Here is a 14,288-nt window from a genome sequence, read left to right on the forward strand (position 1 = left end):
TCACCTCGCCTGGACGGTATGCCTGCTGAAGCCGGTCACGATGCGTTCTCGCGGGTCCCAGCCGATGAACAAGATCTCGGCCTTGTCGATCCAGTCGCCCAGGGTCAGCTGGTTGCCCCGCACCTCCACCACGATCTTGTCGACGATGAACCGCAGTCGCAGGTAGGCGGGCCAGGGCTGACGGCCGTCCCTCGGCGCGTCGGTCACGATGGTCCACACGTTGGTGTACGTAGGGTGCCGGGTGGTCTGCTGGATCGGCACCGCGTTGCCGGTCTGCTCGTCGAACACCTCGACCGCCAGGTCCTGGTCGGGGAACAGCAGCACGTCATCGACCGGTCCGCGCGGCTGGGGGTGGAACCAGATCTCGAGTTCGGGGACCTTGTTCTCCCGGACGGACGGGGTGAGCGTGGCGAACTCGACGCTGGCCTGCGGACTGGCGGGTGGCACGACCGTCCCCACCTGGTCGATCCAGGCGGTGGCGTAGGCCGCGACGTTGCCCTCGGCGTCGGCATTGACCAGGACGAGCCCGTCGTCGATGACCTGCCTGAGGGCGCGGGACTCGGCCGTGGTGCCTATCTGGGTGTCCGCGCCGCTGAAGGTGACCCGCACCAGTTCGCCGTCGGTCACCGTGAGGAACGACGTCGGCGTCACCGGGATCAGCCGCCAGCGGGCGGAGAACGGTCCGGACGGGACGGGACTGCTGCGATATTCGCGGCCGGTGCCGTCGGACAGCGTGACCATGACCCGCTCGGGGAGGTCGACCTGGCCGATGCCGTCCGCGCTGAACCATACCGAGATGGCGGCCAACTGGCCTTCGGTCGTCACCTGGGCGGAGAGCTGCGCGATCTCCTGCGGCCGCACCACCTCGTCGTCCTCGAGCACGCCGAGCAGTTGGAGCAGCTGGCTGTGCAGCAGGTAGGGACGCCCGGCGTCGTCGACATCGACGGGACCGGCGATCTCGGGCGAGGCGACGTCGAACGGATCCGCGGCGCTGAAGGTGAGGGTGGCCAGCAAGATCTCCGGCACCGGGGCCGGATCGCTCGGCGTCACTATCCCGGGTGGGCTGGTGAGATCGGGCAGCAGCACCGGACGGACCTGGGTCACCCAGACCACGAACAGCCGGTCGAGGACGTCCGGGGCGGCCTCGGCCGGGATCGTGAACCGGAGCTGGGCCGAATCGGGCGGGGAGGTCGGCGGCCACAGTTCGCCTGGTCCGTCGTCGGCCTGGTTGATCAGGTCGAGCACGGCGGCGATCAGCTCCGGTTCGTCGGAATCAGCCTCAGGCAGACCGGGGACGGCATCGACCAGCGACAGCAGCCGAGCCAGCCGCCGGTCGGTGTCCCAGCGCGGCATCGCAGGACGGTCGAAGCTGAGATCCACCTCCCAGGAGTCTCTGATCCGAGACGGCGTCATGAGCTCGTCGCTGGTGCTGCACGGCGACCCCGGCAGCGGCACGAAGGTGTCCAGGCACTGGTCGTAGCGGGCGACGACATACACCGTGAGCACTCCACTCGGATCGCGGTGCTCGCCGATCGTCCCCGGCTGGGCCAGCTCCCGGGCGGTCAGCCACTGCCCCAGGCGGGCGCATTGGGGGCAGCGGATCACCGCGTCCCGGCCGAACTGGTCGACCAGCAGGCCGGGGCTCACCCTCACCTCGGCATCGCGATCGACGGCGCTTGCGGTCACCTGGAGGCCGTACACGGTCCCCATGCCCGCCAGCCCGCGTTGCGCGAGATAGCGGTGGTACAGCCAGTAGTTCTGCTCGGTGACGAGATCGTCGACGCCCAGCACCATGCCGTGGGCGTAGGCCACCCGCTGGTCCGGGCTGGAGGTGACGGTGCTGGTGGAGATGCAGGTCTGGGTCATCGCTGGTCCTCTTCCATCGAGTGGCGAATCATGGGATTGCGGGAACGGCGGGTCACAGCGGTGGCCCTTCCGGCAGACGGTCACGGTCGGAGACCAGCCGGTCGGTGATGTCGAACGGCCAGGTGGCGCTCAGGTAGCCGGCCGCAACCGGCGTCCGGTCGAGCACGATGGGGGTGAACTGCCGGCTGTCGCCGAGTTCGGTGTCGAGCCCGAGCCGGGCCGAGTCGACCACGAAGGTGCTGTCGTAGAGCTCGAGGGTGAACGCGGTGTGCGCCGGCTTGCTCTGTTCTACGATGCGGTTCGCGAGATCGGCCTGCCCGGCCTCGAAGCAGCGGGGCACCTGCAGTACGAACCGGTGCGCGGCCTGCCGGACGTGGTCCAGGCCGGGGCCACGGGTGAGGAAGCTCTCGACCAGCCGGATCCTGGAGTAGGTGGCAGGCACCCGGCGGATCCGGAAGACGTCGGTGGCGGTGATCTGCGGGTCGAACAGGACCCGCAGCATGCCGATCAGCCCGGCCGGGGTGCCGCGGCGGCGGTAGAAGGCGTCGACGTGCTCGATCAGGAAACGCCGGCGGTCCACCGCCCAGGCCGGGTCGAGCACGAGCGCGAACCACCGCCCGAGCCAGTCCAGGTCGACGTCGCGGGCAGTACGGGCGTCGAGCAGCAGGTGGGAGTGCTCGATCTTCTCCTCGAGGGTGGTCAGGACCCCCTCCGGGTTGGCCAGCATGCGCTCCAGGAAGGTCTCGGCACGGTCGTTCTCGGCGAACACGGCCGGCAGATAGTGCTGGACGTAGGAGAACCGTGGAAACCAGGCCCGCAGGGACCGGATCGCAGCCGACGCCCGTCCGCCGCCGGCGAGGGTGATCCGTAGTTGCAGGTAGCGCCCGACGACGTGCTGGAAGAGCAGTTCCACCGTCCCCAGGCCGTCGGGCAGCGCCGCCGCGGGGTTCTGCGGGTCGCGCTGGTCGCGCCACGGATCGGCCCACGGCAGCTCGGAGCCGCCACCCCGCAGCAGCGGCGCGGGCTGGGCGAGCCACGGCTGGGCGGTGAGCACCTCGACCTGGTCGGCGGCGCGGGCCTCGATCTGGATCGACGTGCCGGACGGCACCAGGGCGTCCAGCAGCAGCCGGTGCCAGACGCAGCCGGGCAGCTGGGAGTCGAACGGCTCGCCCGGCAAGCCGCCCGCGGGCAACGCGGTGACCAGGGTGGCGGTGCCGGCGAACCGGCATTCGGTGAACACACCGACCTCGATCCAGCGCTCGCCGAAGTCGTACCACAGGGTGCTATCGGCCCGGACGAGGCCGCGGGCGGCCCAGCGGCGGAGCGGTAGGAAGTCGTCGCGCGCGACCAGCTCGCCGGTGGCGGGGTCGAGGGCGAAGGCGACCACCTGGTCGCCCTGGGCGTCGGCGAGGTACAGCAGCGGGCTCTCCAGCGGACGCGTGCTGCCCGCAGTCAGATAGGCGAAGTCGTGGGCAAACAACGAGATCCGGCGAGAGACGTGGTCGGGGTCGTCGAGGTCGATCACCTCGATGATGTCTCGTAGTGGTCGGACCCAGATCAGCGCGTCGTGGTCGAAGCAGCTGACGATCGAGTAGCCGGTGGCCGGGTCGGATTCAAGCACCAGGACCGTGTCATCCGGGCCCGGTTCGATGCTCACCGGGTGGATCGGGTCGCCGTCGGCATTCGCCAGCGCCCAGCCGGGAGTGCTGGGTTCGGTCCGGTAGCTGCGGACGGTCAGCGCGCCGTCGGCAGCGAGATCGGCGAAGCTGCCGACTCGGGCGTTCTCCTGGCCGGCCACCCGGAAGTCCTTGTCCAGCTGCCAGTAGCTGCCGTGCTCCCGGTCGAGCACCAGCACGCCACCGTCCGGCAGGTCGGCGAGATCCCAGGGGGCGAACGGTGCCGCCCCGAAGGTGACTCGCTCGGGCCGGCCCCCGGCGTGCAGGTCGAAGACGAACAGCCCGGAGCCGTCCGGGCCGTCGTAGCCGACCACGAGGTAGTGCCTGGTGGTGACGGTCAGTCCGACCAACCGCGCCGGATCGGGCGGGCAGCTGGTGACACTGCCGAACCGGCCGCCGGCGAGCGTGACGCAGCTGCAGTGCAGGTGCAGGTCGTCGATCGTCCACCACGTGCTGGCGGCCCGGCTGCCCTGCTCGCGGTGGCGGATCGTACGACGGTCGGTGTCGATCCAGTACCAGGTTCCATAACGGTCCCGCCCGGCCCCGCGGCGAGCGTCCGGGGTCAGCGGGTCGGTGCGCAGAGCCTGCTGGAAGCGGGCGGTGTCGCGACGCAACCGTAGCCAGTCGCGACCGCTGTCGTACTCCCAGGCGCTGTCGGGGCGGGAGAGCTCCGGGGTCGGCTCGATCGCGCCCGCCTCGCGGAGCGGCAGATCGAGGGCGGTGTCGATGCACGCTCCCCAGTCCGCCGGTCCGTTCAGCAGGTGGAACTGCGATCCCTGGATGTCCATCCCAAGCCCCCTAGCAGGTCGCCGGCACGACCGGGACGGAGACGAGGGTCAGCGGGATCGGCTGCGCCTGGGCCCGCGGATCCTGGGCTTCGCCGGTGCTGACCAGCACGGTCGCATCCGGCAATTGCAGGCCGGTCAGGGCGACGGAGGGCAGCGGTGAGACGACCACCGTGGCCCCGCTGGAGCTGGGCAGCGCGGCGGCCATGAGGACGGAGTGGACGTACCGTACCCCCGGCACGCGGGTGGCGATCGCCTCCACGTCCTGAGTGCGCAGGGTGAGCGAGAGAGGCCACCCGTTGCCCTCCAGCCCACCGGTGAGCGGGCTCAGGAAGTTGCGCACCGCTGCGGCCACCGCCTGCTCGACCACCGCCGGCACCTGCCCGGGAACTGGCACGACACCGACCGACACCCACACCTTGAGATATTCGGGCCCGCGGACGTGGAGCTCGGTGGTGATCAGTCGCCGCGGCTCGAGCCAGGCGCAGACGGCGTTCAGGAAGAGTCGATCGGGGGTGGGTGACTGCTGGTTCAGCGGGTCGGAGCGCGGCACCACCATCAGGGTCACCACCCCGGGCACCCGCTGGGTGGGATCGGCCTCCGGATGGAACAGCGGCAGCACCTCCACGCGTCCCAGATCGACGCCTGGCGTGCGCCGGGTGAGGTCGGCGAAGTCGGTGGCGGTCACCAGCCGGTCGCGGTGCCGCAACCAGCTGGAGATCGCCGCCTCGCCATCGGCGACCGACTCGCCGGCGCCGGCTCCCCAGGTCGGCAGCGGATTGGTCACGGTGAACCCGCCCGGGAGTGCGGCGCTGGAGTTGATCGCCCCGATCGGCTGGGTGCCCAGCAACCCGCCGCCGTACCAATAGGTGACCCGGACGAAGGCCCCGCGTGGCACCCTCACCCCGGCGAGCCCGGAGCCGAAGGTGACCTGTCCGGTGGCCCGGTCGAGGCGGTAGACCTGCTCGTCACGACCCGCGGCGAAGATGTCGTCGACCTCCTGCCACCGCACCCAGGTGTCGGGGTCCTTGCCGGTGTCGTCGCGAACCTCGACGAGGAAGGGGTGCTCGACGTCCACGATGATCGGCGAATTGGCCATGGTGAAGACCTGGAACGGGGTGCCGGTCCCGAGGCCGAGCTGCTCGTCGGTGACCTGGACCGCCTGGGCGACCCGGACGGCGTTCACCCCCACCCAGGTCAGCCTGGTGGACGGCTCGGGGCTGCCCAGCAGGTCGAAGCCGTCCCCACAGCAGCAGCAGCCATCCTTGCCGTCGTCAGCCGCGTGTTCTGGGCTGGGCTCGGCCTCAGCCTCGGACGCGGCGTGCGGGTCGGTGGGATAGCGCAGCCGCAGCCAGGTCACCAGCCGGCTGGAGACCTCCGGATCGTCCAGTCTCGGCGGGTAGTCGCCGGCTCCCTCCTCGGCGGGGTCGAAGGCCCAGACCAGCAGTTTCTCGAAGGGCGGCAGCTTCACCTGGATGACGCCGGGAGCCTCCAGAACGGGCTCGGCGTAGCTCTGCTCGAGTCGGCGGTACCGGGCCGGGCCGATGCCGAAGCCCTCACCGGCCAGAGGGGACGGATCCGGTTCGGCGATCTCGACCAACAGGCCCGGGTCGATGGTGTCGCTGTTCATGGTGGGGGTGATCAGTGCGCGGCCGTCGATCCGCGCCGCGGGGTAGACCCCGATGGAGAGGGTCTGGTTGGCGATGGCTGCCCGGACCGCTGCCAGATCCGCGTTGGGCGCCAGCAGCGCCAGCCACAGACACCGGTCGATGGTGCCGTGCTCGGAGTCGACGAGGTCGACCACCGCGTCCGGCTTGCCGGTGACCGGCTCCTCCAGCCTGACCGGCGCGTAGTAGCTCAGCATCGTCGTGTCGGTCTCCAGGAAGGTCTGGTAGACGGTCTCGTAGCGCTGCCGCGATTCGGCGTCCGGGGTGTGAGGCCGCTTGATGTATGCCTGGGCGGTCACCGGCAGGACGGGCAGCGTGGTCGCGGTGGCGAACGCGACCTGGCCGGCCCGCAGCTCGGTGCCGGCCGGCAGCACCGGGCCGGCCTCGATCGGGCCCTTGGCATTGGTGACCGTGACCAGGCCCAGCCCGGGAGTGGCGGGCTGCAACGGGATCCCCAGCATGGAGAGGAACTTCAGCCGGTTCGCTTCCGGGATCCGGTTGCTGCGGTAGAGCAGGTTGTCGGTGAGAAAGGCGAACAACTCCAGCAGGGTGATGCCGGGATCGCTGGCATTGAGATTCGTCCATTCGGGGGTGTGGACGGCGATGCGTGCCTTGACCTCGGCGACCAGCTGGTCGTAGCTGCGGTTGTCCAGGACGGGGATGTTCAGGCTCACGGCGACCTCCTCAGGTGTCCCGGCTCAGGGTCATCGACACCCGCTCTGCCACACCGGTGGCGATCAGGGTGTAGCTGACGGTGATGTCCACGGCGCGCACGTCGCTGGGATTCACGGTCGCGGTGACATCGTCCAGGCGGATCCTGGGCTCCCAGCGGCCGAGTGCCTGCTGGATGTCCTCGACGATCAGCCGCAGGGTCGCGACGGTGTTCGGCTCGAACAGGTAGCGGTCGACCCCGCAACCGAACCCGGGCCGCTGCACCCGTTCGCCCGGCAGGGTGCGCAGAATGGTGGCGATGCACTCGCGGACGTTCAGCTCGCCGGCCGACCACGCCACTGACCCGTCGGGGCCGACCCGTGGCGGGAAGGACATCCCCACTCCGTAGAGGTCAAGGCCGGTGAGCGTCATGGCTTCGGTCCCTTCGTGGTGCTGGCGGGCATCGGCACGGGGAAGCAGATCTTCAGGAACGGCAGCCACCAGAAGACGATGTTCAACAAGATCAGGAAGATGAACATCACGATGAAGGCCACCAGCATGATGATCTGCAGCGACAGCGAGCAGATCTTGCCGAGCTGGACCTCCAGCCCCTGGTCGAGACCTTCCTCCTTGAGGATCTTCGGGGTCACCTGAGTGAGCACCTTGCGCAGCGAGGGCGGCATCTCGATGGCGACCCCGCGGTTGAACTGCCGCAGGTTGTTGATGTCGGGCATCTGGATCAGGATCGGACGGGCAGGCGCGTCCGCGTCCATCGCCCGCGCCAGTTCGAACGCCCGCGTGGGCTCGCTCAGCACCGGACGGCAGGGCGGGCTGGTCCACACCATCCGGATGACGTACCGGGCCTCGGCGGCGGGGGCGCCGTCGGCGTTCGGGGTGCGGCCGGGGCCCTGGAGGCCGATCATGCCCTCCAGTTCGGGGGGCAGCCGCGGCGGAATCCCGGTCATGGCGTCGGCGGCCAGGTTCGTCAGGCTGCCGGCGACCTGGTGCCCCAGCAGCCAGGTGGCAGGCAGCGCCGGACTGGTGTTCGTGCGCAGGTCGTACGTGTGTGGCGGGCTCCCGGGAGTGTCGTCCCCAGTCGTCAGCGGAAGGTAGTCCGTCGGGGTGACCAGCCCACTCAGCGCGGTCGTCAGCTTCTGATCGGCGCCGTCGACCCGGATCTCGATGCCGTTCAGCCCGTCGAACAGCTTCTGGGCAACCGATCCGCTCGGCAGGCCGGTGTTCAGCACGATCCGCTGGTAGACGGCGAGTTGCTCCTGCTTGAGCCAGGCCATCAGGTCGAGCAGCACGAACAGCGAGCCGTACTGGATGTTCCTCGGGCTGAGGGCGAGCTGCGTGTTGCGCAGCAGGGTCCAGGGGACGACCACCCGGTCGACCAGGGCGTCGACCGCGGGGTGCTCGATCATGCTGAGTGGGGTCGGCAGTGGATTGTTCGGCCCCAGCGGACCGAACAGTGACTCGAGGGTCTTGGCAGGGTCGCTCATCCGGGGCGCGACCGACTCCCGCCGGGTGACCGGGATGTAGCCGTAGTAGACCCGTCGGGCGGCCTGACGATCGGCGGGCAGACCCAGCCGGGCGGCAGTGGTGCCGGGCGCGCCGAACCCCGTGACCGGGGCGGAGTGCAGCGGGTGCTCCTCCTCGCCCTCGGCCAGGACGTCGCCGGCCACCGGCTGCCACTGCCCGTCGACCAGGGCCAGCTCGGTGCCGTCCGTGGTGCGTTGCCGCAGCACGAAGAAGACCCGCTCACCTTCCTGCGCCGAAGCGAGATGGTCGGGGATGCCCGGCCGGCGGCAGGCGAGGGTCGCGGTGACGAGGTAGTAGCGCATGCTCAGCGGTTGGTACAGCCGGAACGGCCCGGTAGCGGAGCTGGTCCCAGCGGCCACCGCCGGGCTGGTCTGATCCAGGTCGTCGGCGTGCCCGCCGACCAGCAGCCGGGTGAACTCGCCGACGAAGTCGTCGGTGCGGAACTCGGCGATCCAAGGCTGGGCAATCCCGGAGGCTGCCGGACCGACGGATCCCTGCCAGAGCGGGGACGGGGCCAGCCACTGCAGGTCGGCGGAGGTGTGCTTGGGGATCGGCAGCACCCGGGTGGGGATCACGGTCTGGGTCATGGCGTCACCAGATGTTCCCGGCGCCGGGGGTGTAGCTGGTGCCCACCACGGAGGTGGCGATGGCTGCGCTGCACTGGATGACGCCCGAGTAGGACCACATCGCCGAGGTCACGTTCGCCGAGCCGCAGTCGATGTTGATCGTCGGCGCGGAGATCGACAGTTTGCTGGCCGCGGTCAGGGACACTCCGCCGGGGGCCAGCTCCAGGGAGTTGCCGTTGCTGTCGGAGACGGTGACCTTGTTGCCGGCGTCGGTGAGCTCGACCTGCTGACCCCCCGGGGTGGTCAGCGTGAGGGTGACCGAACCCCGGGTGTCGTCGAGGGTGATCTTGATGCCGCTGCGGGAGGTGAGGGAGCGGACGTTGTTGTCGGCGTCCATCTTCTCGGGGGCGGAATCCCGGCCGTTCCACAGCGAGCCGACCACGTACGGGTCGCGCGGGTCGCCACCGCCGAAGCTGACCAGCACCTCGTCGTCCACCTCGGGGACGAACCAGCTGCCGCGGTTGTTGCCGGCGTTCAGGGTGGCCAGCCGGGCCCAGGGGCTGAACTCGGCGGAGCCGGGGTCGGGCGCCCAGGGCAGTCGGATCCGCACCCGGCCCTCGCCGTTGGGGTCCTGGTTGTCGGTCACCACCGCGGGATAGACCCCGTAGTAGTGCCGTCCGGGATCGCCGACCAGGGCCGCGAGGCTGAGGTCGGTCGCGCTCGGGTCGAGCTCGGTGAATGCGCTCATGTCAGCCTCCGATCCCGGGGCGTTCCACGTCCAGGTAGGTGCGCAGGCCGCGCTGCAGATCGAACCGGTGGCGCACCCGGGTCACGGCGTAGCGGCCGTCGAACAGCGTTCCGAGTCCGATGAGCTCGACTGGTCCGCCCACCTGCGCGGCGGGGGTGCCGCCGGTGACGGCGGTGCCGGTGACGAACCGGCGGGCACGCTCGAGGTAGGCGGCCTTTGCCAGTGCTTTCGCCTCGCCGGCCGCGAGCGGGACGCTCCGTACCAGCGGCTCGGTGCGCTTGCCGCGCACCTGCTCGAGCAGTCTCGTGCCGGACGTGAGCGAGCCCAGCTCGGCGCCCAGTTCACCGGCGCCGGCCGCCTCGTCGATGGCTTGTTTGTCAGAGACCGACCAGCCCGTCGCCCGCACCTCGCTCACCTGCTCGGCGAGGTCGGCCAGCACCCGGAACGACAGCAGGTTGGAGCCGTAGCTGAGCCGCGGGGTGTCGCACCCGACGCCGCGGTCGGGGCGCCGGGAGACATGCAGCACGTTGCCGTCCAGCCATACCTCGGCGTCCTCCTGGCGGGCCAGCCCCCGCAAGAAGGCGAGGTCGGACTGGTTGAGCTGGGCGATCACTGCCCGCTGCACCTTGCCTACGTCGACGCGGGCCTGCAGACCGTGCTCCCCGGCGATCGTGCCGGCGATGTCGGCGAGGCTGCTGTCCGCGAAGCTCCGGGAGCGGCGTGCCATCCGGAGGTCGTAGAGGGCGTCCTCGGCGTGCACCGTCGTGCGCGCGACGCTGTCCAGCGGGTAGTCCGCCCCGATCGCGCTGATGGTGCCGGTGAACACCTCCGTGTCGTCCGGCCCGAGGTGGACGGCTACCTCAGTGCCGAAGTCGAGCAGGTCGCGGTCGCTGTAGAGGTAGTCGGAGCGGCTGTTGCGCAGCCCCCAGTTGCGTACCGTCAAGACGCAGCGGCTCAGCCCGACGATGTCGGACTCCACGGTCAGGTCCAGCAGGTTCTCGGCGAGTTCGGGCTGGACCTGCCCGGCGACCCGCAAGGCGGGTGTCGAGACATAGGCGGCGAGGGTGCTCATTGCTCAGTCCGCTCGCAGCCGGTGGGCCAGGCGGGTCCGCTCGTCCAGCCAGACCGCGAGTTGCTCGGTGACGTCCTGCCCGGGTGCGGCCGGCGTTCGGGGAGCCGCGGGGGGTGCCGGTGGCGGGGGCGGCGGGACGACTTCGACCTCGTTGATCTGGATAGGCATGGGGGTCACGCTCCCTTGATCTCGATGCAGGCCTGCGGGTTGATCACGGTGCCGGCGGCCAGCATTCGCGGGTTGTCGATCCCGTTGGCGCTGGCGACCGCCTTCCAGTCGGCTCCGCCGCCGGCGCGGGCGGTGAGCGAGGCGATGGTCTCCCCGGAGCGGCTCTGGGCCAGCGGCGTGGTGCCGATCCCGCCGCCGACGCCGGCGCCTCCCGAGACCGACGCTCCGGCGCTGATCCCCAGCCCGGCCGACCCGGACGCCCCAGCACCCAACCCGATTCCGGCACTCACCCCGAACCCGACCGAGGCGGCTGCGCCAAAGGGAGTGCTGGGTCGATTCGCCGAGGCGGGGGCGTTGTCGCGGTTCGGTGGCCCGACCGCGGCGAAGGTGAGGTTCACCACGGCGCGCAACGGCACGCCGTCGGCGGAGAAGTAGTTGATGGTCTGGCTCATCGTGTTGACCGAGCCGAAGAACAGGAAGGTGCCCCAGCTGAACTGCACCACCCGCCGCTTCTTGTTGTCCGGCAGGGTGAGCTTCACCAGCAGGTCGGTCTTCTCCTGCACCGACGTGCCGGTCGTGGACGTGTCGAAGGTCAGCTCGACGGTGAGGGTCGAGCTCTGTCCGGTTTGCTGGGCGGCGGCCTTGTTGGCCAGCCGGTTGTCGGCGTCCGCGGAGCCATCCGCGGTGCCGGTCGGGGTGTAGCTGAGCGAGAGCGAGTTGGGATCGAAGTCGACATTCAGGTCGATCCCGCCATTGACCGGCTCTCCGGCCCCCATGTTCCATTCGGTGAGCCTCGCGCTGCCCATCAGAATCCTCCGATCGAGGCCGAGGCGGCGAAGGACGCTCCGGCGGAGACCGACAGCCCGGCGCTCATGCTCACCGATGCACCGGCGGACGCCGACGCCCCGAGACCGCCTGGCGGGATCGCCCGGAGGCTGCGGTACACCAGGGCGAGTTCCTCGATCGCGACTCCCTGGTCGCCCCGAGCCTGCAGCCCGGGCGCCTTGATGCGGACCGGCAGGCACCCGTCGAGGGCGAACGAGATTGCTGGTTCACCGTCCGCGGTCAGGACGGAGATCTGGCCGTGCGCGGTCACCACGGAGCCCGGCAGGGTGCCCCGCGCGAACCAGGTCCACAACTGCAGATCGGAGGTCATCCCGCGCCGCAGCACCAGCTGGGCGCCGGTCGTCCGCCCGATCAGGTGCACCTGGGCGTTGTTCAGGCCGCCCACCTCGACGGTGGTGGGCTGCATGGTGAGCTCCAGGCCGTCGCACTCGGCGAACGCGCCGTCACACAGCGGGCTGCTCAGGCCGGCCAGCGGTATGTCGAGATCCAGCAACACCTGGAACCGGAAGACCCCCATCAGCCCGGTCATGACGGGCCTCCGATCTCGAGCAGACCGTCGCCGGTGCGCAACAGGGTGACCGTGATGAACTCGATCGGGGAGGTCGGGGCCACGTGCAGGTGCACGACCAGTTGGGCGTCCGCGGCCGGGTCGGGGGACGGGCCGGCGACCTCGACGTAGGCAGCGTGGAAGGCGCCGGCGTCGGTGAGCCGGGCGAGCAGGGATTCGAACCGCCGGGTGACCATCGCGATGAAGGAGTCGTTTGCCACCTCGAAGACGTAACGCCGGCCGGTCCGCAGCACCAGCTTGCGCAACCAGCTGATGGTGCGCCGGACCGAGAGCTGCAGCCATGGGTCGTCGGCGAGGGTATGGGCGCTGATCGGGGCGAACCCGCGTGGCCCCTGCCGGATCACGTTGACGTGCGCGTCGAACAGCCGCTTCACGTCGGGCTCGGGCAGCGGTGGTCCGGCGAGCGCCACCGGCCCCCGCAGCGGAACGGCGGCCGGGGCCACCCAGACCCCGCGGCGAAGTTCCCGGGCGGCGATCATGCCGGCGACGGCGCCGTCCGGCGGGGCGGCGGCCTGCGCGGAGAGTTGCAGCCACGGGTGCCACAGGGTGGCGTACGCCAGCGGCACCACGGCCGCGTCGGCACGGAGGGCGGGAGTCTCGCTGAGTTGACGCTGCCAATCGAGTGCGTCCGGCGCGTCCAGGTGCGCGGGAAGGCTGAGCACGGCGATCCGGTCGGTGAGCGCGGCGCAGAGCGTGACCAGGGCGCGCTGGACGGTGAGTGCCGGTTCGCGGTCGTAGCCGGCCGGGTCGACCAGTGCCAGAGACGTCAGGACCGCCGGCGGAGAGCCGAGGTCGGGCGGCGCGGATGGCTCGGGCGGCGAGGGTTCCTCGTCGAGAGCCGCGCAGCAGTGGAAGGAGGACCAGTCCGGTGGCACCGGCTCGGGCGGCTCCGGCGGCTCCTCGGGGGGCGGCGGTGCCACTGGCGTCCATTGCCGGTGGACGAGGTCGGGGCAGGCGATCAGTCCGATCTCGTCGATGGCGGCCAGGCTGTGGATGCCTCGCAGCGCGATCGGCTGAGGGCTCAGGAAGAGGAGCGCCTCGATGTGCGGGACCAGCGAGGAGACCGTGTCGCCGGACACATCGGAGTCGAGGAAGCACTTTCTCGGGTCGAACTCGGCCAGGCCGTCGTCGCCCGCGAGGACCTCGGCAGCCGCGATGCCGGTGTCTGGAACCATCACCGCACCCGCCGTGAGCAGGTCGGCGGTGTGTCTCTCGGCTCGCAACACCATGGAACGGGAGCGGGACGGCTGTCCTGCCATCACCGGCTGCAACCGCTCCAGCCACGAGTTCAGCCCGAGGTCGGTCAGCCGCTCGAGCAGGCGGCTCTCCCCGTTGACCAGCTGGTCGACCCGCAGGTCGAAACGCACCAGGCGGACGGCCACCAGCGGTGCCGTCGACGGAACGAGTCCGACGGCCGGCGGGTCGAAGACCGGCGTCGGGAGCGGCCTCCAGGCAACCTCGCCGACGATGTCGAGCAGGTCGTCCCCGGGCAGGTTTCCGTCAGCTGCCTCACCGTCGGGCACCCTGCGCCGGCCGCCCACCCGGCCGTACAACCGTGGCAGGTCGTTGCCGAAGTCGAGTTCGAGCAGGTCGCCCGCTGTCACGATCCCCGAGGCGCCCACCGGCAGGGCCAGTGTGCCGGGCCGGTCGCCCGCCCGTCGGGTGTAGCGGCCACGGTGGGGGAGCGCACGCCTGGTCACGGAGACCGCCAGTTGCGTGCCTCTCGACCAGGCCCCGTACCAGGCGGCGTCCACCAGGACCTCGTGGCTGGCGCCGGTACCGTCCACGATCCGCAGGCCGGGCATCCGCCATCGGCTGGGCTGCGCATCCGGGCCGGCGACCCGAACCACGTGGCAGCGGCGTCCGCCGTTGTCGAAGAAGGCGCGGACGCTCGCGGCCAGGTGGGCGACCACCGGGCGACCGCCGTCGCTCGCCAGCACCAGATCGCCGCCGAAGACACCAGCGTAACCGTTCGCGTCTTCGAGGGCCACCGGGACGTCGAGCGGGCCGCGTTCGGCGAAGCCGACGAAGGCGGCCACATCCAGCCGGATCGCGGACTCCCGTTCGGGCATGGTGACATCAACGACCACTCCGGGGAGCCGGCCGTCGAAGGTGAGCCCGGACGCCGCCATT

11 protein-coding genes are annotated in these 14,288 nt (G+C 70.7%); all 11 read right to left on the bottom strand.

All coding sequences use genetic code 11. The features are described 5' to 3' along the window. From MLP_RS11005 to MLP_RS11050, 11 genes are read right to left on the bottom strand one after another with little or no spacing between them, the layout of a single operon-like run. Nucleotides 1-1,866 carry a hypothetical protein gene (locus MLP_RS11005; RefSeq protein WP_013863162.1) on the bottom strand — a complete coding sequence of 622 codons (1,866 nt, stop codon included), beginning with the start codon at nucleotides 1,864-1,866 and terminating at the stop codon, nucleotides 1-3. 52 nt (nucleotides 1,867-1,918) lie between these two features. Further along, nucleotides 1,919-4,330, bottom strand: coding sequence for a phage tail protein (locus MLP_RS11010; protein ID WP_013863163.1), 2,412 nt, complete (start codon nucleotides 4,328-4,330; stop codon nucleotides 1,919-1,921). Between the two features lie 10 nt (nucleotides 4,331-4,340). After that, on the bottom strand, nucleotides 4,341-6,668 hold the full coding sequence (locus MLP_RS11015; RefSeq protein ID WP_013863164.1) for a putative baseplate assembly protein: 2,328 nt from the start codon (nucleotides 6,666-6,668) through the stop codon (nucleotides 4,341-4,343). A gap of 10 nt (nucleotides 6,669-6,678) precedes the next feature. Further along, on the bottom strand, nucleotides 6,679-7,077 hold the full coding sequence (locus MLP_RS11020; RefSeq protein WP_013863165.1) for a GPW/gp25 family protein: 399 nt from the start codon (nucleotides 7,075-7,077) through the stop codon (nucleotides 6,679-6,681). Further along, a complete protein-coding gene (locus tag MLP_RS11025; protein WP_013863166.1) occupies nucleotides 7,074-8,774 on the bottom strand; it encodes a hypothetical protein in 1,701 nt (566 codons plus the stop codon). Before MLP_RS11025 ends, MLP_RS11020 begins: the two co-directional genes overlap by 4 nt. 4 nt (nucleotides 8,775-8,778) lie before the next feature. After that, nucleotides 8,779-9,501, bottom strand: a complete 723-nt coding sequence (locus MLP_RS11030) for a phage baseplate assembly protein V (RefSeq protein WP_013863167.1) — start codon at nucleotides 9,499-9,501, stop codon at nucleotides 8,779-8,781. A 1-nt stretch (nucleotide 9,502) separates the two neighbouring features. Continuing rightward, complete coding sequence (locus MLP_RS11035; protein ID WP_013863168.1) at nucleotides 9,503-10,573, bottom strand: phage late control D family protein; 1,071 nt, start codon at nucleotides 10,571-10,573, stop codon at nucleotides 9,503-9,505. Nucleotides 10,574-10,576: 3 nt separating this feature from the next. Further along, nucleotides 10,577-10,741, bottom strand: a complete 165-nt coding sequence (locus MLP_RS27960; protein ID WP_156821115.1) for a hypothetical protein — start codon at nucleotides 10,739-10,741, stop codon at nucleotides 10,577-10,579. Nucleotides 10,742-10,746: 5 nt separating this feature from the next. After that, a complete protein-coding gene (locus MLP_RS11040; protein ID WP_013863170.1) occupies nucleotides 10,747-11,547 on the bottom strand; it encodes a CIS tube protein in 801 nt (266 codons plus the stop codon). Further along, a complete protein-coding gene (locus MLP_RS11045; RefSeq protein ID WP_013863171.1) occupies nucleotides 11,547-12,116 on the bottom strand; it encodes a phage tail protein in 570 nt (189 codons plus the stop codon). The genes MLP_RS11040 and MLP_RS11045 overlap by 1 nt, the downstream gene beginning before the upstream one ends. Beyond that, on the bottom strand, nucleotides 12,113-14,287 hold the full coding sequence (locus tag MLP_RS11050; RefSeq protein WP_013863172.1) for a phage tail sheath family protein: 2,175 nt from the start codon (nucleotides 14,285-14,287) through the stop codon (nucleotides 12,113-12,115). The genes MLP_RS11045 and MLP_RS11050 overlap by 4 nt, the downstream gene beginning before the upstream one ends. Between the last annotated feature and the right edge of the window lies 1 nt (nucleotide 14,288).

The organism is Microlunatus phosphovorus NM-1 (assembly GCF_000270245.1).
GTDB classification, from domain to species: Bacteria; Actinomycetota; Actinomycetes; order Propionibacteriales; family Propionibacteriaceae; genus Microlunatus; species Microlunatus phosphovorus.

What these genes read in the sequence shown, in the direction of transcription:
- MLP_RS11040 (WP_013863170.1), bottom strand. Translation starts at nt 11,547, where the DNA reads ATGGGCAGCGCGAGGCTCACCGAATGGAACATGGGGGCCGGAGAGCCG.
- MLP_RS11050 (WP_013863172.1), bottom strand. Translation starts at nt 14,287, where the DNA reads ATGGCGGCGTCCGGGCTCACCTTCGACGGCCGGCTCCCCGGAGTGGTC.
- MLP_RS11045 (WP_013863171.1), bottom strand. Translation starts at nt 12,116, where the DNA reads ATGACCGGGCTGATGGGGGTCTTCCGGTTCCAGGTGTTGCTGGATCTC.
- MLP_RS11030 (WP_013863167.1), bottom strand. Translation starts at nt 9,501, where the DNA reads ATGAGCGCATTCACCGAGCTCGACCCGAGCGCGACCGACCTCAGCCTC.
- MLP_RS11020 (WP_013863165.1), bottom strand. Translation starts at nt 7,077, where the DNA reads ATGACGCTCACCGGCCTTGACCTCTACGGAGTGGGGATGTCCTTCCCG.
- MLP_RS11010 (WP_013863163.1), bottom strand. Translation starts at nt 4,330, where the DNA reads ATGGACATCCAGGGATCGCAGTTCCACCTGCTGAACGGACCGGCGGAC.
- MLP_RS27960 (WP_156821115.1), bottom strand. Translation starts at nt 10,741, where the DNA reads ATGCCTATCCAGATCAACGAGGTCGAAGTCGTCCCGCCGCCCCCGCCA.
- MLP_RS11025 (WP_013863166.1), bottom strand. Translation starts at nt 8,774, where the DNA reads ATGACCCAGACCGTGATCCCCACCCGGGTGCTGCCGATCCCCAAGCAC.
- MLP_RS11005 (WP_013863162.1), bottom strand. Translation starts at nt 1,866, where the DNA reads ATGACCCAGACCTGCATCTCCACCAGCACCGTCACCTCCAGCCCGGAC.
- MLP_RS11035 (WP_013863168.1), bottom strand. Translation starts at nt 10,573, where the DNA reads ATGAGCACCCTCGCCGCCTATGTCTCGACACCCGCCTTGCGGGTCGCC.